Source organism: Rhodococcus sp. IEGM 1307, from assembly GCF_030056915.1.
Taxonomy (GTDB): Bacteria; Actinomycetota; Actinomycetes; order Mycobacteriales; family Mycobacteriaceae; genus Rhodococcus_F; species Rhodococcus_F opacus_D.
Window position 1 is genome coordinate 1 of sequence record NZ_JASHKW010000009.1, and the last position, 17,763, is coordinate 17,763.

General features: G+C 64.4%; 14 protein-coding genes and 2 pseudogenes. 11 read left to right on the forward strand and 5 right to left on the reverse strand.

What is annotated here, in order from left to right:
• Positions 1–384: 384 nt before the first annotated feature.
• Genes QM841_RS18685 through QM841_RS18730 form a run of 10 tightly spaced genes read left to right on the forward strand, consistent with a single transcriptional unit; the run spans position 385 to position 10,080 of the window.
• Positions 385–888, forward strand: coding sequence for a YflT domain-containing protein (locus QM841_RS18685; protein WP_005203454.1), 504 nt, complete (start codon positions 385–387; stop codon positions 886–888).
• A gap of 3 nt (positions 889–891) precedes the next feature.
• A complete protein-coding gene (gene dnaK / locus QM841_RS18690; protein ID WP_268790282.1) occupies positions 892–2,772 on the forward strand; it encodes a molecular chaperone DnaK in 1,881 nt (626 codons plus the stop codon).
• An 8-nt stretch (positions 2,773–2,780) separates the two neighbouring features.
• On the forward strand, positions 2,781–3,305 hold the full coding sequence (locus QM841_RS18695) for a nucleotide exchange factor GrpE (protein WP_005259196.1): 525 nt from the start codon (positions 2,781–2,783) through the stop codon (positions 3,303–3,305).
• A gap of 6 nt (positions 3,306–3,311) precedes the next feature.
• The gene (locus tag QM841_RS18700; protein ID WP_283333062.1) at positions 3,312–4,250 is read left to right on the forward strand and encodes a DnaJ C-terminal domain-containing protein; all 939 of its coding nucleotides are present in this window, start codon (positions 3,312–3,314) and stop codon (positions 4,248–4,250) included.
• Positions 4,247–4,576 (forward strand): chaperone modulator CbpM, encoded by a 330-nt coding sequence (locus QM841_RS18705; protein WP_005259200.1) that lies wholly within the window; start codon positions 4,247–4,249, stop codon positions 4,574–4,576. The genes QM841_RS18700 and QM841_RS18705 overlap by 4 nt, the downstream gene beginning before the upstream one ends.
• Positions 4,558–7,191, forward strand: a complete 2,634-nt coding sequence (gene clpB / locus QM841_RS18710; RefSeq protein ID WP_283333063.1) for an ATP-dependent chaperone ClpB — start codon at positions 4,558–4,560, stop codon at positions 7,189–7,191. The genes QM841_RS18705 and clpB overlap by 19 nt, the downstream gene beginning before the upstream one ends.
• 14 nt (positions 7,192–7,205) lie before the next feature.
• Entirely contained in the window at positions 7,206–7,658 is a 453-nt protein-coding gene (gene trxA / locus QM841_RS18715; RefSeq protein WP_005259202.1) for a thioredoxin, read from the forward strand.
• Positions 7,655–7,921, forward strand: coding sequence for a ubiquitin carboxyl-terminal hydrolase 14 (locus tag QM841_RS18720; protein WP_280779583.1), 267 nt, complete (start codon positions 7,655–7,657; stop codon positions 7,919–7,921). Before trxA ends, QM841_RS18720 begins: the two co-directional genes overlap by 4 nt.
• Entirely contained in the window at positions 7,899–9,626 is a 1,728-nt protein-coding gene (locus QM841_RS18725) for an FAD-dependent oxidoreductase (protein WP_283333064.1), read from the forward strand. The genes QM841_RS18720 and QM841_RS18725 overlap by 23 nt, the downstream gene beginning before the upstream one ends.
• Before the next feature lie 13 nt (positions 9,627–9,639).
• Entirely contained in the window at positions 9,640–10,080 is a 441-nt protein-coding gene (locus tag QM841_RS18730; RefSeq protein ID WP_280779761.1) for a DUF1931 family protein, read from the forward strand.
• 348 nt (positions 10,081–10,428) lie between these two features.
• Here QM841_RS18730 and QM841_RS18735 read toward each other — a convergent pair whose 3' ends face one another.
• The 5 genes and pseudogenes from QM841_RS18735 to QM841_RS18755 form a co-directional block, all read right to left on the reverse strand.
• The gene (locus QM841_RS18735) at positions 10,429–12,066 is read right to left on the reverse strand and encodes a flavin-containing monooxygenase (protein WP_283333065.1); all 1,638 of its coding nucleotides are present in this window, start codon (positions 12,064–12,066) and stop codon (positions 10,429–10,431) included.
• Positions 12,067–12,571: 505 nt separating this feature from the next.
• Positions 12,572–12,769: pseudogene (locus QM841_RS18740) on the reverse strand (transposase); the annotation flags it as partial.
• Between the two features lie 171 nt (positions 12,770–12,940).
• Positions 12,941–13,802 (reverse strand): annotated as a pseudogene (locus QM841_RS18745) (crotonase/enoyl-CoA hydratase family protein).
• Complete coding sequence (locus tag QM841_RS18750) at positions 13,799–14,785, reverse strand: NAD(P)H-dependent flavin oxidoreductase (RefSeq protein WP_283333066.1); 987 nt, start codon at positions 14,783–14,785, stop codon at positions 13,799–13,801. Before QM841_RS18750 ends, QM841_RS18745 begins: the two are co-directional and overlap by 4 nt.
• 82 nt (positions 14,786–14,867) lie before the next feature.
• Entirely contained in the window at positions 14,868–15,767 is a 900-nt protein-coding gene (locus tag QM841_RS18755; protein WP_283333067.1) for an SMP-30/gluconolactonase/LRE family protein, read from the reverse strand.
• A 260-nt stretch (positions 15,768–16,027) separates the two neighbouring features.
• Here QM841_RS18755 and QM841_RS18760 point away from each other — a divergent pair, with 260 nt between their 5' ends.
• A complete protein-coding gene (locus QM841_RS18760; protein WP_283333068.1) occupies positions 16,028–17,674 on the forward strand; it encodes a long-chain fatty acid--CoA ligase in 1,647 nt (548 codons plus the stop codon).
• The last annotated feature ends 89 nt before the right edge of the window (positions 17,675–17,763 follow it).

A 17,763-nucleotide genomic window follows, 5' to 3' on the forward strand; every position in this document is an offset into this window, starting at 1 on the left:
TTCTCACGTGAGGCAACGAAGGGGCTTACGCGGGCATTTTGGATGAGTCAACGCGGGGCCTTGTGACCCACCTCCTTCGGCTGCGAAAATTTCCTATCGGGAGTTCAACTCATGGAATTCCCCGAGTAGTACTGATGCCCGGAGTGCGCGTACCGGCCACCTCGAGCGGGTTCCGGCGGACGTCTATGCCCTGGGTGAGGTGTGGACGCCACTGTCTCCCGTTGTGTGGACGCCCATTAGGCGAATCTTGATGACGCCCAGAGGCGGATGAGGAACTCTCAGGCGGTTGAGCCTCCGTGAGCTCAAACGGTTGACTGATCGACCGAACGCCGAACTGGTACGCGGGCTCGGCGAATCCCAAGTCATCGACGCCTAGGGGGCGTGATGTCAGAGTCCAGTGGCGGAACCTCCGCCGTAAGTCCACACCCACCTGCACGCCAGGTGATTGCGACATTCGACACCTATGCCGACGCCGAGAGCGCCGTCGACTACCTCTCCGACCAGCATTTCACGGTAGACAAACTGGCCATCGTCGGTCGCGACATCGAGCTGGTCGAGCAGATCGTCGGCCGATTGAACTACGGCTGGGCCGCTCTGCGCGGCGCCGCCGCGGGCGCGTTGACGGGTGCGCTGTTCGGCTGGATCTTCGGGTTACTCGATTGGGTCCAGCCGCTGCTCACGGGCCTCGCGCTCGCCTTCTACGGGTTGGTATTCGGTGCCGTTGTCGGCGCTCTGCTCGGCCTGCTCATGTATGCGCTGCAGGGCGGCCGGCGCGACTTCACCTCAATCCAGTCATTACAACCACGTCACTACGAAGTCCTCGCCGATGTCGAGGTCGCGGACGAAGCCGTCCGCTTGCTCACCGGCCGGACCGATCGAAAGGAATGAGTCATGGCGACTGCTGTGGGTATAGACCTGGGCACCACCAACTCGGTCATCGCAAGCTGGCAAGGCGGCGAGCCGGTGGTGATCTCCAATGTCGAGGGAGCGCGGACGACGCCGTCGGTGGTGGCGTTCACCGAGAGCGGCGAGCGCCTGGTGGGTCAGCTTGCCCGACGGCAGGCGATCTTGAATCCGAAGGGAACGATCTACTCGGCGAAACGCTTCATCGGACGTCATTACGACGAGATCTCCGAGGAGGCCAAAGCGGTCAGCTTCGACGTCGTGCCGGGTGACAACGGTGAGGCCCGATTCGACGTGCGGGGAAAGAAGTACGCGCCGGAGGAGATCAGCGCCCTCGTGCTGCGCAAGCTCGTCGACGACGCGAGCAAGTTCCTCGGTGAGAAGGTCAAGGAAGCGGTCATCACCGTTCCGGCCTACTTCAACGACGCGCAGCGCAACGCCACCAAAGACGCCGGCCGGATCGCTGGCCTCGAGGTTCTGCGGATCATCAACGAGCCGACCGCTGCGGCACTGGCGTACGGCATGGACAAGCAGACCCACGAAACCGTACTGGTCTTCGACCTCGGCGGCGGCACCTTCGATGTGAGTCTGCTCGATGTCGGCGAGGGAGTGGTCGAGGTTCGTTCCACGGCCGGCGACTCCCACCTCGGCGGCGACGACTTCGACCGACGCCTGGTGGACTACCTCGCCGACGAATTCCAGCGTGCGGAGAATATCGATCTGCGCAAGGATGCGCAGGCATTGCAGCGCCTCTTCGAGGCCGCGGAGAAAGCCAAGGTCGAGTTGTCCTCGGTGACACAGGCCCAGGTCAACTTGCCCTTCGTCACCGCTGACGCGAACGGTCCCAAGCACCTCACCACCACGATCATGCGATCGAAGTTCGAGGATCTGACGGCGGATCTGGTGGAACGCTGCCTCGACCCCGTGAAGCAGGCGATGAGTGACGCCAAGGTCACCGCCAACGACATCGACGAGGTGATCCTGGTCGGTGGTTCGACACGTATTCCGGCGGTGCAGGCGCTGGTTCGCCGGCTCACCGGCGGTAAGGACCCCCACATGGGCGTCAACCCGGACGAGGTCGTGGCGCTCGGTGCCGCAGTCCAGGCGGGCGTGCTCAAGGGCGAGGTCTCCGATGTGCTGTTGCTCGATGTCACCCCGCTGTCCCTCGGCGTCGAGACGCAGGGCGGGGTGATGACCAAGATCATCGAGCGCAACACGACGATCCCGGCCCGGCGCAGCGAAGTGTTCTCCACGGCGGAAGACAATCAGTCCGCCGTGGACGTCGTGGTGCTGCAGGGCGAACGCGAACGGGCTGCCGACAACCGGGTGCTCGGCCGGTTCCGGCTGGAAGACATCCGCCCCGCGCCACGTGGCGAGGCCCAAGTCGAAGTCACTTTCGATATCGACGCCAACGGCATCCTCAACGTCACCGCCCGCGACAAGGACACCGGCAAGGAGCAGAGCATCACGATCAGTGAGCAGGGCAACCTGGACCAGAGTGACGTCGAGCGCATGCTGGCAGAGGCCGAACGGAACCGGGGTGAGGACGAGGCGCTGCGCAAGGCGGTCGACGCACGCAACGCGCTCGATTCGGTTGCCTATCAAGTGGAACGGCGACTCGCCGAACTCGGTGACAGTGCGCCACCGCACGACAAGGCGCGGGCCGAGATGCTGATCGCCGACGCCAGGAAGGCCGTCAAAGACGGTGCTTCACCCGCGGAGGTAGAGCCCCTGACCTCGGAGCTCCAGCAGCTGCTCTACGGGCTCGCGCCAGTCCAGGACGGCGGCGACGGACACCAGGCCGGCGGCGCAGAGGCTGCGTCGTCGGATGACGACGACGTGATCGACGCCGAATTCGATCGAAGCTGAGGCACACGATGGAAAGGTCTGCAGATCATTCGACGACCGAGCCGGCTACCGACGGTACCGACGGGGATCAGACCGAGACGGCGCCGGATCGCACCGACACGGGGGCCGAGTTGGCTCAACTCGAGGACCGCTGGCGCAGGGCCCTCGCAGATCTGGACAACCTGCGCAAGCGGTATGCCAAGGATCTGGATCGTGAACGCGCCGCGGAGGTGGCGAAGGTTTCCGCGGCGTGGCTGCCGGTACTGGACAATTTGGAGCTTGCGCTGGCCCATGCGGGCAGCGATCCTCAGACCGTCGTCGAGGGTGTGAAGGCGATCCGGGATCAGGCGGTGCAGGTGCTCTCACGGTTCGGCTTCGAGCGCCACGACGAGGTCGGTGTGCCGTTCTCCCCGGAGCTCCATGAAGTGGTCAGTGTGGTGGCCCAACCCGACCTTCCCTCCGGGACCGTGGTCGAGGTCTTGCGCCCGGGCTATGGAGAGGACGGGCGGCAACTGCGTCCCGCCGCGGTGGTCGTCAGCCGCCCCGAGGGGTGAGCACCGATGGCGCGTGACTACTACGAAGTGCTCGGGGTCCCGCGGGGCGCCGGCACCGACGAAATCCAGCAGGCCTACCGCAAGCTGGCCCGCAAGTACCACCCCGACGTGAACAAGGACCCCACTGCGGAGGACAAGTTCAAGGAGGCCAACGAGGCCTACCAGGTGTTGTCCGACCCGGACACCCGGAAACGCTACGACCGATTCGGTGACGACTTCCGGCGTGTGCCCGAGGACTACGACGAACGGGTCCGGGCAAGCGCCGGTGGGTACGGCGGCGGGTTCGGCGGCGGCGGGTACGGCGGTGGGGGCGGGGGCAGAAGGGTGCACTTCGGTCACGGTGTCGGTGGCGAGGGCGGCGTCGACTTCGAGGACCTCTTCGGGCAGATGTTCGGCGGCGGTGGCGGGTACGGGCCGATCCCCGGCGCCGATCAGGAAGCGGAACTGGAACTGCCCCTGGAAGAGGCGTATCGGGGCGGCAAACGCACTCTCAGACTGGACGGCCGGCAGTACGACGTCGACATTCCGGCCGGTGTCCTGGACGGACAGCGAATCCGGCTGGCCGGGCAAGGCGGCCGGGGCAACGGTGACGCGCCGCCCGGGGATCTGTACCTCGTGGTGCGGATCAAGCCGCATCCCCGGTTCCGCGTCCAGGGCCGGGACATCTACGTCGACCTGCCCGTATCGCCATGGGAGGCGGTCCTCGGGTCGACCGTCGTCGTTCCCACCCCGGGTGGCGAGGCGAAAGTCAAAGTGGTGCCGGGCTCGTCGACGGGCAGGAAGCTTCGCCTGCGCGGAGAGGGAATGCCCAATCCGCGGGGCGCCAACGGCAACCTCTACGCCGAAATCAAGGTGATGGTGCCGCCGAAACCGACAGCACGCGAACGCGAGCTGTTCGAGCAGTTGGCCACCGAATCGAACTTCGATCCGAGGAAAGACACATGAGCACCCCGACCCCGGTCACCCAGTACGTATTGGTTCGCCGTGCCGGTTTGTCGCCAGATGCCTTCGCCGAACGTACCGGGCTGCACCCCGACCTGGCACGAAAGCTTGTGGCTCTCGGCCTGCTCGACGCCCACCGCGACGCCGGCGGCGAGATGTCATTCGAACCATCCGAAGTGGTCCACGCCGCCCGCATCCAACGGCTGCGGACCGGCCTGGGCCTGAACTACTCGGCAATCGGGCTCGTGCTCGATCTGCTGGATCGAATCGAGAAACTCGAAGCAGCTTCCCGCAGAAGGAGGACACCCCCATGGACACCGGCAGCCTGACTGAAAAGTCACGAGAAGCCCTGCAGGAAGCCCAGAACGTCGCGACCAGAATGGGTCACACCGAGGTCGACGGAGAGCACCTGTTGCTCGCGTTGGTCGATCAGCAGGAAGGGTTGGTACCCCGACTGCTCGAGCAGGCCGGCGCGAACGTCGATGCCCTGCGATCCGATCTGGAACGTGAACTGTCGCGTAGGCCGAAGGTCAGCGGCCCCGGCGCGACACCCGGTCAGGTGACGATCACCCAGCGCCTGGCCAAGCTGCTCGACGCCGCGGAACGGGAGGCGAAGCGACTCAAGGATTCCTACGTGTCGGTGGAGCATCTCGTGATGGCCCTCTCCGAGGAGGGGTCGGCCAGCGCGGCCGGACGGGTCCTCGCCAGTCATGGGGTCACACGAGACGCCTTCCTCACGGCGCTGACGAAAGTGCGCGGCAATCAGCGCGTCACCTCGGCCACCCCGGAAGGGGCGTACGAGGCGCTGGAGAAGTACGGACGCGACCTCGTCTCCGAGGGGCGGGCAGGCAAACTCGATCCGGTCATCGGCCGAGATGCCGAGATCCGCAGGGTAACGCAGATCCTGAGCCGGAAGACGAAGAACAATCCGGTGCTGATCGGCGACCCCGGCGTTGGTAAGACCGCGATCGTCGAGGGCCTCGCCCAGCGGATCGTCCGCGGCGACGTGCCCGAGGGCCTGCGCGACAAGACGATCTTTTCGCTCGACATGGGTTCCCTGGTGGCCGGTGCGAAGTACCGCGGCGAGTTCGAGGAGCGACTGCAGGCGGTGCTGTCCGAGGTGAAGGCGGCCGAGGGGCACATCCTGTTGTTCGTCGACGAGTTACATACAGTGGTCGGTGCGGGATCAGTCGGCGGCGAAGGGTCTCTCGACGCCGGCAACATGCTCAAGCCGATGCTCGCCCGCGGCGAACTGCACATGATCGGTGCCACCACTCTCGACGAGTATCGCAAGCACATCGAATCCGATGCGGCACTGGAGCGTCGCTTCCAGACGGTTCTCGTCGACGAGCCCAGCGCCGAGGATGCGATCTCGATTCTGCGCGGACTTCGAGAACGCCTCGAGGTGTTTCACGGCGTGAAGATTCAGGACGGAGCACTGGTGGCCGCCGTGACCCTCTCGCACCGGTACATCACCGACCGCTTCCTTCCGGACAAGGCGATCGATCTGGTGGACGAGGCGTGCGCCCGGCTACGCACCGAAATCGATTCGATGCCCGCCGAACTCGACGAGCTCACCCGGAAGGTGACCCGGCTGGAGATCGAAGAGGCCGCCCTGTCCAAGGAAACGGACGCGGCCAGCAAGACGCGCCTCGAAGAGCTACGTAAGGAGCTGGCCGATCTACGGGCCGAGGCCGACGCCCGGCACGCTCAGTGGGAGGCGGAGCGGCAGGCGATCCGGCGGGTGCAGGAGCTGCGGGGAGAGCTGGAACGATTGCGCCACGAGGCCGAGGAGGCGGAACGCAACTACGACCTCAATCGGGCCGCCGAGTTGCGGTACGGCGAGATCACCGCGCTGGAGCGCAGGCTCGAGGCGGCGGAGGAGCAACTGGCTACCAGGCAGGGCCGGAATCCGTTGCTGCGTGAAGTGGTCACCGAAGACGAGATCGCAGAGATCGTGGCCGCATGGACGGGTATCCCGGTCGCCCGGCTGCAGGAAGGTGAGCGGGAGAAGCTGTTGAAGCTCGACGAGATTCTCCACGAGAGGGTCGTCGGTCAGGACGAGGCGGTGCAACTGGTCGCAGACGCGGTGATCCGGGCGAGGTCCGGCATCCGTGATCCGCGCCGGCCGATCGGTTCGTTCATCTTCCTGGGACCGACGGGGGTGGGAAAGACCGAGCTCGCAAAGACGCTGGCCAGCGCCCTCTTCGACAGCGAAGACAACATGGTGCGCCTGGACATGAGCGAGTACCAGGAGCGGCACACAGTGAGCAGGCTCATCGGTGCGCCCCCCGGGTACGTCGGGTACGACGAGGGTGGCCAGCTCACCGAGGCGGTGCGCCGCAAGCCGTACTCCGTGGTGCTCTTCGACGAGATCGAGAAGGCCCACGCCGACGTCTTCAATACCCTGCTGCAGGTGCTCGATGACGGCCGGATCACCGATTCTCAAGGCAGGCAAGTCGATTTCCGGAACACGGTGATCATCATGACCTCCAACATCGGATCCCAGCATCTCCTCGAGGGAGTCACAGCCGACGGCGAGATCAAGCCGGACGCCCGGGAGCGGGTGCTGGCGGAACTGCGCGGGCACTTCCGTCCCGAGTTCCTCAACCGGGTCGACGACATCGTGTTGTTCACCCCGCTCACGCTGCCCCAGATCGAGCACATCGTCGAGCTGCAGCTCACCGATCTTCGGAACAGGTTGTCGGAGCGCCAGATACACCTGGATATCACGCCGGAAGCACGCCGGCTCATCGCCGAACACGGTTTCGACCCGGTCTACGGTGCGCGGCCGCTGCGGCGGTACATCGCCCACGAGGTCGAGACCAAGATCGGTCGTGCGCTGTTGCGGGGCGAAATCGCACCGGGTGGCACCATCAGTGTCACGGTGGACGGCGGCGAGCTCGCCGTCGCGTATGCGGAACCCGCCGTCGCGGCGGCCTGAGAAGAGGTGTCGTCATGGGATCCGACAAGGTGAAGTGCCCGCACTGCGGTAAGATCAACAAGGTGCCTGCGGCCGGGGACGGAAGACCCCGCTGCGGGAACTGCCACGAGCCGCTGCCCTGGATCGCCTCGGCAGGGGACGGCGACTTCGCGGAGGTCGCCGAGAAGTCCTCGGTGCCTGTGCTCGTCGATCTCTGGGCGACGTGGTGCGGCCCGTGCCGCATGGTCAGCCCGGCGCTCGAGCAGCTCGCCACAGAACGCGCAGGTCAGATCAAGCTGGTCAAGGTCGACGTGGATGCTGCGCCCCAGACGGCCGAACGCTTCACCGTCCGCGCCGTACCGACTCTGCTGGTGATGGACCGGGGTGAGGTCCTCGCTCGTCAGGCGGGCGCAGCTCCGGTACCCCAGCTGCGCACGTGGCTCGATCAGGCGCTCTCGGAAGATGCAGGCAAGGAGGCGAAGTCATGACTTATGTCCATGCCGACCCACACGTGACCGCGATCCGGGACGTGGTGCCCCGGACCCCGCAGGGTTGCGAGGAATGTCTTCGCCTCGGCACCCCGTGGGTGCATCTGAGGCTGTGCCTGACGTGCGGACACGTCGGTTGCTGCGACTCTTCGCCGGGCAAGCACGCGAGCGCGCACGCTCACGCCATCGGCCATCCGATCGTCCAGTCGATGGAGCCAGGTGAAGATTGGCGGTGGTGTTATGTCGACCAGAACTTCGTCTGAGGACGCCGGACCCGTCGGCAACAGTCCGCCGGTCGACGACGAGACTCCGGATGCGGTCGGAGCATTTCCGCGGCTGACGGACGACCAGGTCGCGAGCCTCGAGACCGGTGGCACGCGTCGATCGGTTCGCGCCGGTGAGGTGCTGATCCGAGAGGGCGCGCCCAGCAACGATTTCTTCGTCATCCTTTCCGGCAAGGTCGCGGTCATCGACGAGGGCGACGGGGACGGCGAACGCCGGATACTGCGCGTGCACGGTCCAGGCCGCTTCCTGGGCGAGCTCGGACTGCTGGAAGGCCAGGTGGCGTTCTTCACCGCCGAAGCGATCGAGGACGGCGAGGTCCTCGTCGTCCCGGCCGAGCGGGTGCGCGAGCTGGTGGCCCAAGATCCCGTGCTCAGCGATCTGATCCTGCGCGCCTACCTGGTGCGCCGGCACCTACTGATCGGGCTCGGCTCGGGGTTCCGGATCATCGGCTCCTGCTATTCGCCGGACACGTTGCGGCTTCGCGAGTTCGCCATGCGAAACCGATTGCCCCACAGGTGGATCGATCTGGAGCGTGACCAACGGGCGGAGCAGCTGCTGCGCAGCCTGGACGTCGCCCCCGAGGACACTCCCGTCGTGATCTGGCACGGCGAGAAGGTGCTGCGCAATCCGACGAATGCGGAACTCGCACGCATCGTCGGGCTTCCGGTCCCGGACTCGGTCCCGGACGCAGCCCAGGACGTGTGCAACCTCGTCGTCGTGGGTGCCGGACCAGCCGGTCTGGCCGCGTCCGTGTACGGCGCCTCGGACGGGTTGAACACGGTGACACTGGAGTCGATCGCCGCCGGCGGCCAAGCCAGTACCTCCTCCCGGATCGAGAACTATCTGGGCTTCCCGGCAGGGGTCTCCGGCTCCGAATTGGCCGAGAGGGCCGTAATCCAGGCCGGTAAGTTCGGCGCCCGCATCCTGGTGTCGGCGGAGGTGACCGGTTTGGGATCCGAGGCCGGGAACCATGTGCTCCGACTGGCGGACGGCGGCGCGGTTCGCGGCCGGGCGGTCGTGCTCGCCACCGGGGCGCGATATCGCAAGTTGGCCGTTCCGGGGATCGAGGAACTGGAGGGGACGAGCGTGTACTACGCCGCGACCCATCAGGAAGCGCGGATGTGCGGCACCGACCCGGTGGCTATCGTCGGCGGCGGAAACTCCGCCGGCCAGGCCACCGTCTTCCTCGCCGACCATGTCTCCCACGTCCACCTGCTCATCCGCGGCGACGACCTCGGAAAGAGCATGTCCCGATACCTGGTCGACCAGATCGAGCACCACCCGCGCGTCACCGTGCACCGGAACACCGAGATTCGTGCGGTCCACGGTCAGAAGTACCTCGACGAAATCGTGGTCGAGGACAATCGCACGGGCGACCAGGACACGATCCGGGTACATGCCCTGTTCGTCTTCATCGGGGCGACGCCGCACACCGGGTGGCTGGCCGACGCGATCGCACTCGACGACCACGGCTTCGTCCTCACGGGCATGGACGCGGTCCACGCCCGAGGAGACGGCAACCGGCCGATCAGCGCCGGGCTGTCCAGGACGCTCGAAACCAGCTTGCCCGGCCTGTTCGCGGCGGGCGACGTCCGCCGCGGCTCGGTGAAACGAGTCGCATCCGCAGTCGGTGAAGGAGCGATGGCGGTACGCCAAATCCATGAATACTTCGAAAGGAGCTGACGACATGCCAGTGATGGGCACCGTGAAATTCCAGCGGTTCTTCCGGGCAGCGGCTGGACTACAGGTCGACCGGAACGACCTCAAGCGCTATACGGATTTCATCGACGACAAGATCTACGATTTGATCCTCATCGGCAAAGCCTCGGCAAAGGCAAACCTGCGTGACGTGATCGAACCGTGGGACCTGCCGATCACCAAGGGGCTGCAGGAGAGCATCCACCGGTTCGAAAAACTGGACGAGGAGATCGAACTTCAACCTCTGCTCGATCAACTGACGGCCCGCCCGCCGTTGGACGTGGCTCTCTCCGAGGAGACCGAGCAGCGACTGCCGCTGATCGCCGGAGGCTTGAGCGTGGCGCTGGCGCATACCTTTGTCACGGTCGATCCGGACCGCAAGAACCCCGGCACCGCCGAATGGAACGTCGCCTTCGACATCTTCCATCTACTGCTCTGACCCCGGACCGGCGGTCCGGAAAACCAGTAGATCGCCGGGACGCGAAAGGAACTCGTCCGAGGTCACGTATTACCGGTCGCCGACCACCACACCGTGTGATCGTACGGTGCAGATTTCCATAGATGATTGAGCATCAGCGGCCACCGCGCTGTCCGTCCTTGCTCGTTCCGGACGTTTCCGGTCGTGGTTGAGGGGTCCGTTCGGGGGCGTGGTGGTCCGCGCTCCGCCGACAAACCGCGGCGCTCGAGCTCGTGCATCCACAAGCTCTAACAGCAGTTGCGCCGCTTTGGGGCCATTGCCGACGAGCGGCCGCCGGACGATCGTCGGGCCGGCGGCTCGCGCGCGTGATCAGGACAGTGTGAATGCCTTGTATCCGGCCGCGACGTTTTCCTCCCAGTGGTCGAAGTAGGAAGGAAGGCCGCCAGAGTAGTTGAGCATCTGGCTCGGCTTACCGGGAATGTTTGCCCCGTGATACCAAGACTTGGCCCGCGGAAAAAGCGACATGTGGAAGACTTCCTCCACGTGCGCCGTCCATGATTGCTCTGCGTCCTCGCTGGTCTCGAACCGCTGGTATCCGCCGTCGCGAACGTGGGTCAGGAAGTCGACAACGATCTCTCCTTGCACCTCCGCGCAAGTGGGCCCGTTGCAGAATCCAGCAGGGCTCTGCGGGCCGTACACGAACATCAGGTTGGGGAATCCTGCAGTGGCGAGTCCCATGAAGGTATCGAGCCGCTCGGACCACTTGTGGCTCAGGAGTTGATCATTGGTGCCTCGGATATCGATCGACGTGATGCCACCGCGGTTCGCGTCGAAACCTGTCGCGAACACCAGGATGTCGAACTCGCGTAGACCGGACCTGGTCTGGACCCCCGTCGGGGAGATCCGCTCGATCGGATCCTCGTTGACGTCGACGATGTCGACGTTCTCCTGGTTCACCACATCATAGAAGTTCTGCTCCAGCGAGGGTCGCTTCGTCCCGAACGGATGGGGCGGATCCTTCGGGGCAAGCTTCTCGGCCTTGACCGGATCGGTGACGCGCTGATGGACCTTGTTGCGCCAGAAATCGTACATGGTGCGGTTCGCGTGTTCATCGAGCAAAATATCTTGATAGTTGGCGAGCCATAACTCGAAACCGCCGGTAGCCCACATCTGTTCGTAGGTGTCAGTTCGCTCTTCGTCCGAGACTTCGAACACGCTCTTCTGGATGAAGTCCATATCGAATCCGGCAAACGACCTCCGGCGCTGGGCAAATCGCTCGGGAAGGTGCTCCTTCAGCTTCTCCTTGAGCTGGCCTGTCAACTGTTGCTGCCGCATCGGCAGCGCAAGGTTGGGCGTCCGCTGGAAGATGGTGATCTGTTCGGCGTCTGCGGCGGCCTCTTGGGTGACCTGAACGCCGCTCGACCCGGTGCCGATGATCCCCACGCGTTTGCCGGCCATGTCCAGACCTTCTTGGGGCCACAGAGCGGTGTGGTGAGATTCGCCGGCAAAGCTGTTGAGCCCTTTGATGTTGGGAATGTACGGCTTGGCACCGAATCCAGTGCAGATCACCACAGACCTGGCACGCAGCGTCCGGCCGGTATCGGTGCGCACTGTCCATTGGTTCCGCTCGCCGTCGAAGTCCGCAGACGTCACCCGGGTACTGAAGATGATGTCTCGAGAGAGATCGAGCTTGCCGTCGACGTAGGCAAAATAGTCGCGCACACCGGACCACGACGGGTAGAGCTCATCGTAACTCCATTCCTTCCACAGGTCCTCGCGTGAGTACTGATAGATCTGCCCGGTGCTGTCGGTTCGAGCACCCGGGTAGCAATTCCAGTACCAGATGCCCCCAAGCGAGTCACCGGCTTCGACGACCTTCACCGAAAATCCGCGTGAACGAAGTTGATCGAGTTGATACAGACCCGCGAAGCCGCCTCCGACGACGAGGACGTCCAAGACGCCGTTCGTCTCGTCGAGTTCCCTTGGATGGATCGATATCGTGGCCATGTTGCCTCCTTGAGTGAAATGCCTGGGACCCGCGCCGAGGAGCAGATCGATGTGTGCCGGTCCGGCCGGTTCGTATGACCGACATCACATACGCTAGGGTCGTTCGAGAACCTGGGACTGTCCGATATCGATCCACCGGACACGCGGAAGGCACCGGGCACACGTTCACGCACGCCTCGCGTGGCGAACGGTCAGTTCATCAGCCTGCATGCACCATGCCACTGCAGCAACATCTTTGACCGGAACAGTGCCTGTAGCGAATCCGGACACTTCTGCCCAACTCTGCACGTAGAGCATGGAACTCAGCTTCTGTGTCGGCATCCACCCCGACCTCGTGGCACCGTACTTGCCCACCTCACCAGTGAGGGGCAGAACAGCACTGGCTCCCGAGGTTCTGCAGTGGCGAGATGCTCTGCGATCGACATGACCGAGACATCGGGTGGATCAAATCTGGTCACTGAAGACGACCGGGCGGATTCGAGTGGCCGCCGCAACGCTTGCGTAATCATTGTGGCAGTCGAGCGGCGAAAGCCGTTGCCGGTGTGGCCCAGTGCAAACTCTTGCGCGGCCGATTGTTGAGAAGGTCCTAGACCCGTCGCAGGTCGTCGATGGCGTAGGTGCGCAAGTCGGTGCTCTTGGGAAAGTACTGGCGAACCATGCCGTTCGTGTTCTCGTTGGTACCGCGTTGCCACGGACTTCCGGGTCGGCGACATGGATGCCTTCGTCGATGAGGTGGGCAAGACGATCAGTAGCGAGCCATCGGGCACCCGTGGGCTCGTCGACACTGCTGGGATTCGCTGACCGGTACGCAGTGACGACGAAAAGGTGCTACCCGTATTCCGCGAGCGGCATCACAGCCTATGTCTCAGCGGCGCTACCGCTCTATCCAGTCGGAGTAGAAGTCAGGAAGGTCGGTGGATACGCGTCCCTTGAACTGGGGCTTCCTCTTCTCTCGGAATGCTTGGACACCTTCTTTTCCATCTCCGATACTGGTGTAGAACATCGCGAGTGAATCGATGCGGTGAGCTTCGGCGGGGTGATCGGGAAGCGCGTTGCGGTACATCATCTGCCGGGCCAGGGCGGTCGCGACACGCGACCGATCGCGAGTGAAGCGATGTGCCAGTGCAACCGCCGCATCGACAAGTTCGTCCGGCGGGTGGACCGAGCGAACCAGGCCGATCTCGGCCGCGTCGGCCGCGTCGAGGATGTCGGCGGAGTACACGAGGTCGAGCGCGGTATCGAGTCCGACGATCCTCGTCAGGAACCAGGTCGAGGCTGCTTCGGGTGTGATCCCGAGGCGTCCGAAGACAAATCCGAATCGTGCTGCTGTGGAAGCGAGTCGGGCATCCATGGACAAGGTCAGGGTGGCTCCGATGCCCACAGCGGGGCCGTTGACGGCGGCGATCACGGGTTTGAGGCAGTCGAACACCGCAAGTGTGACCCGACCACCGGTGTCGCGGACGCCGCGGGCAATGACCGGGTCCTGCAAGTCACCCATATCGTGGAGGGTCGGCTCCAACGTCTCGTCGAGGCCGAACACGTTGCCGTCGGTCGTGAGATCCATACCGGCGCAAAACGCGCGGCCCGAGCCGGTCACCACCACGGCGTTGACATCGTCGTCGTCATTGACGGCCCGGAAGAGGTGCTCGAGCTCATCGATTCAGCGTCACGATCAGCACGCCGTCGCGCAGCTCGAGGGCGATCGTCTCGTACTCGGCATCCACGGTGCGGATCATCGGATGGCACCCGTAAGTTGGGGAAGTCTGTTCACGATCAGATCATGGGCTTGGTTGACCGTGCTGGTCACGATCTCCTCGCAGGTGAGGATCTCGTCGATCAGTCCCTGTGATTGCCCGGCCCACCACAAGCCGGCATCCACGTCACCGCCGGCCAGCACCTTCTGGCGACCGCGCACCCCGGAGGCCAGATCGGCGACGTCGTCGAATGTTGCGTTCGGAAGCGCGGAGATCTCGGAAATTCTCTCCGAGATGGAGTTGCGGGCGACGCGGGCGGTGTTGTTGAACTCTCGGAACACCAGTTGCGTGGATCGTTCGTCGTTGACGGTGATCTGGCGTTTGACGTTCTCGTGGACCGTCGCCTCTGTGCTGGCGACGAATCTGGTTCCCATGTTGATTGCGCTGGCCCCCAATGCCAGAGCCGCCGCCAGGCCGGCACCGTCGGCGAATCCGCCGCTGGCGATGACGGGAATCGACAATTTGCGGGTGGCGGCAGGGATCAGGACGAGACCGGGGACGTCGTCGTTTCCGGGATGGCCGGCACATTCGAACCCGTCGATGCTGACCGCGTCGACTCCAAGCTGCTCCGCCTTCAGCGCGTGGCGAACGGAGACGGCCTTGTGGATTACCTTGATGCCGGCGGCGGCGAAGGCGTGCAGATGGGGAGCGGGGTTGCTACCCGCCGTTTCGACGACGCCCACGCCGGAGTCGATGATGACAGCGCGGTAGTCCTCGTAGGGAACTGGTTTGAGGGTTGGCAGGATCGTCAGATTGACACCGAAGGGTCGGTCGGTCATGGACCGACATCTTGCGATCTCCTCGGCCAAGGCTTCGGGTGTCGGCTGGGAGAGAGCGGAGAGGAATCCGAGAGCACCCGCGTTTGCGACGGCGGCGATGAGGTCGGCAGTGCCGACCGCAGTCATGCCGCCACAGACGACGGGATGCTCCACGTCGAAGATCCGTGTGAAGGAGGTAGTGAACACCCCGGGGCTCCTTGGTCAGTTGAGATGTGAGATCAACGCCGAACCCGCTGCGGGAGACGGTTCCGCCGCGGGATCCGGAGGATCAGGGGCGTCCGGCGTGTGGTACGTCCACTTCGGTGGCGAGCATGCGCCCCAGCCGGGTTGCGGTGCGTTCGTTCTCGTCGAAATTCGGTGCGACGCACAAGAACAGGGTGCGCCCGTCGTCGCCGCCGAGCGCGACCGCGAACACCCCGTCGGGTGCGGTGCTGACCTCGTCGAGGATTTCGCCGCCCTTGGCGATCCGCACCGCTCGGTTGTTCCCGGCATCGGCAATCCACACGGCGCCTTCGGCGTCCAGGGTCAGACCGTCGGGCACGATCGTGGCGGCCTCGAGTCGTGCGCCGACGTCGGGCTCGGCACCGAGATCTCCGTAGCCGGCCCATTCGATTCGCTCGCCGAGCGTACCGTCCGGGTGGATGTCGAATGCCGAGATCCGATTGCCGAACAATTCGTTGACCAGCAGGGTTGAGCCATCGGGAGTGATGACCATGCCGTTGGGGAATGACAGTCCGTCGGCGACGATCGAGGCGCTTCCGTCGGTGTCGACGAGGACGACAGTGGTGTGCTCGTGTGGCGCCCCACCCATGAGGTCGAATCCGAAGTTGCCCACGTAGGCCCTTCCCTGGGCGTCCACGACCATGTCGTTGGCATGGCCACCGCATAGGTCGCGGATGTCGGCATGCTCGACGAGTGTGCCGTCCGACTCTTGACGCAGCACCTTGCGGTCCTTCATCGACACGATCAGCAGCCGCCCGTCCGGCAGCCAACCGAGCCCAGAGGGTTGGTGCGGGACCGTCGCGACAAGTTCGATGCTGCCGTCGGCGTTCACGGCATTCACGGTGTGGGTGTAGAAGTCCGCAAACCAGAGACGTCCGTCATGCCAGCGGGGGCCCTCGAGGTACGAGTAGCCATCGACAATGGTTCGCAGCGTGTATTCGGTCATGGTTGTGCCCCTTTAGATTTGGAGTCGTTTCGGGCTCGGCATTTCAAACCCGCGGTTTCCACCACTGTTGTCGGCTGAGTGATCAAACGAATGTCCGAAAATGCAACACCACGTTGGGGCAAGGGATGACTCGTTATAGGACACCGTGTGCCTGACGGGGGGTACAGGATCGGCCTATTACGTGGTCGCAGAGTTGGCATCCATCGAGGACCCGACTTGGAGCGATCTGATGAAAGGCGGTGGGACCGGTGGATGGGCTCATGATGAGTAGTCAATTGTCGGTGGCGAGGCTGCTGTGGCGCGCCGAGAACGTGAATGGCGCTCGGATCAACACGGCCTGGACTTCGGACGGGGTTCGCAGTTTCACGTACCGGGACCTGGTCTCCGACGTGAGGGATCTGGCCGGTGCGCTCGCATCGATCGGCGTGAAACGCGGGTCCCGAATCGCAACCATGGCGTGGAATACCCGTCAGCACCTGGCGGCCTACTTCGCGGTCCCAGCGCTCGGGGCCGTCCTGCACACGGTAAATCACCGCATGCCGGTCGAACACATGGCCTATACGATCAACCATGTTTCAGATGAGGTTCTGATCGTCGACGAGGATCTCCTCCCGTCGGTGGAGGCGATGCGTGGTCGGATTCCCACGGTTCGTCACCTCGTCGTGGTGGGCGAACCCGGTGCGATCGATGGCTTCGACCAGGTCATTCCCTATGATCAGTTCGTTTCACGTGCATCCACCCACGGGTCCTTCCAGGAGATCGACGAAAACACTGCGGCGTCGATCTGCTTCACCTCGGGCACGACCGGGTTGCCCAAGGGCGTCGTCTACAGCCACCGGAGCATCGTGCTCCACGCCATGGCGATCAGCACCAAGGGCGGAGTCGAGATCGACGCGGAGCGGGCCTACCTGCTCGCCACCCAGATGTCGCACGTCAACGGCTGGGGTGTCCCCTACGCGGCGGCGCTCCAGGGCGCACGTCTGGTGCTGCCCGGACCGCACCCCACACCCGAGCGGTTCCTGGACTTGATCCATGGCGAACGGCCCGACACCTTCGTCGGCTCGCCGACGGTCGCCGCCCTCATGCGCGACGAGCACCTACGCCGTAACTGTGGCTACGACCTCTCGGAGCTGAAGACGATGTGGCTCGGCGGGCAGGTGCCGCCGGTCGCGCTGGCGCGGTGGTGGGCTGAGCAAGGCGCCCGCGTCGTAAATGGATGGGGAATGACCGAGACATCTCCGATGGGCACGTTCTCCCCCGGCGGCTCGATGCAGGGCAGGCCACTGCCGTTGTTCGAGCTTCGCGTCGTAGACGAATCCGGGTCACCACACGACTGGGATGGTCAGACCGTCGGCGAACTGGAAGTACGTTCGCCGTGGGTCGCCCGGGGATACCTGGACGATCCCCGAACGCCGGACAGCTTTCGAGACGGCTGGCTGCGCACCGGCGATGTGGCGACCGTTCACCCAGACGCCGGCCTGCAGATCAAAGACCGTGAAAAGGACCTCGTCAAGAGCGGTGGGGAATGGATTTCCTCGGTGGACCTCGAGAATGCGCTCATGCTTCATCCTGCTGTCTCGGAGGCCGCCGTCATCGCCGTGCCGGACGACACATGGCAGGAACGCCCCCTCGCGTGGCTCCGGCTGGACGCCGACGTGACCGACGAGGAGCTCCGGACGTTCCTGGCGACAACCCTCCCCCGGTTCTGGCTGCCCGATCGTTTCGTGAGGGTCGATGAGATCCCCAAGACTGCAATGGGCAAGATCGACAAAGCCGACATCAGACGACAGCATCGGGAAAACACAGGTCAGCCCACATCGACGGACCAGGCGAGCACCATCTCCGATGGTGGCGATCACAGCGTTGCAGTCATCCCCACCAGGTCCGGGACAGCGAGCGGACTGTAGCAAAACGGGACACACCCAAAGATGTGAGCCAGGTTACATTGAAGGGAGGGTCAGCTCGGAAAATCCCCTGACCAGTGATGTAAGGTGGT

Coding starts and splice junctions, on each gene's coding strand:
- QM841_RS18685 (WP_005203454.1), top strand. CDS start 385: ATGTCAGAGTCCAGTGGCGGAACCTCCGCCGTAAGTCCACACCCACCT.
- dnaK (WP_268790282.1), top strand. CDS start 892: ATGGCGACTGCTGTGGGTATAGACCTGGGCACCACCAACTCGGTCATC.
- QM841_RS18695 (WP_005259196.1), top strand. CDS start 2,781: ATGGAAAGGTCTGCAGATCATTCGACGACCGAGCCGGCTACCGACGGT.
- QM841_RS18700 (WP_283333062.1), top strand. CDS start 3,312: ATGGCGCGTGACTACTACGAAGTGCTCGGGGTCCCGCGGGGCGCCGGC.
- QM841_RS18705 (WP_005259200.1), top strand. CDS start 4,247: ATGAGCACCCCGACCCCGGTCACCCAGTACGTATTGGTTCGCCGTGCC.
- clpB (WP_283333063.1), top strand. CDS start 4,558: ATGGACACCGGCAGCCTGACTGAAAAGTCACGAGAAGCCCTGCAGGAA.
- trxA (WP_005259202.1), top strand. CDS start 7,206: ATGGGATCCGACAAGGTGAAGTGCCCGCACTGCGGTAAGATCAACAAG.
- QM841_RS18720 (WP_280779583.1), top strand. CDS start 7,655: ATGACTTATGTCCATGCCGACCCACACGTGACCGCGATCCGGGACGTG.
- QM841_RS18725 (WP_283333064.1), top strand. CDS start 7,899: ATGTCGACCAGAACTTCGTCTGAGGACGCCGGACCCGTCGGCAACAGT.
- QM841_RS18730 (WP_280779761.1), top strand. CDS start 9,640: ATGGGCACCGTGAAATTCCAGCGGTTCTTCCGGGCAGCGGCTGGACTA.
- QM841_RS18735 (WP_283333065.1), bottom strand. CDS start 12,066: ATGGCCACGATATCGATCCATCCAAGGGAACTCGACGAGACGAACGGC.
- QM841_RS18755 (WP_283333067.1), bottom strand. CDS start 15,767: ATGACCGAATACACGCTGCGAACCATTGTCGATGGCTACTCGTACCTC.
- QM841_RS18760 (WP_283333068.1), top strand. CDS start 16,028: ATGATGAGTAGTCAATTGTCGGTGGCGAGGCTGCTGTGGCGCGCCGAG.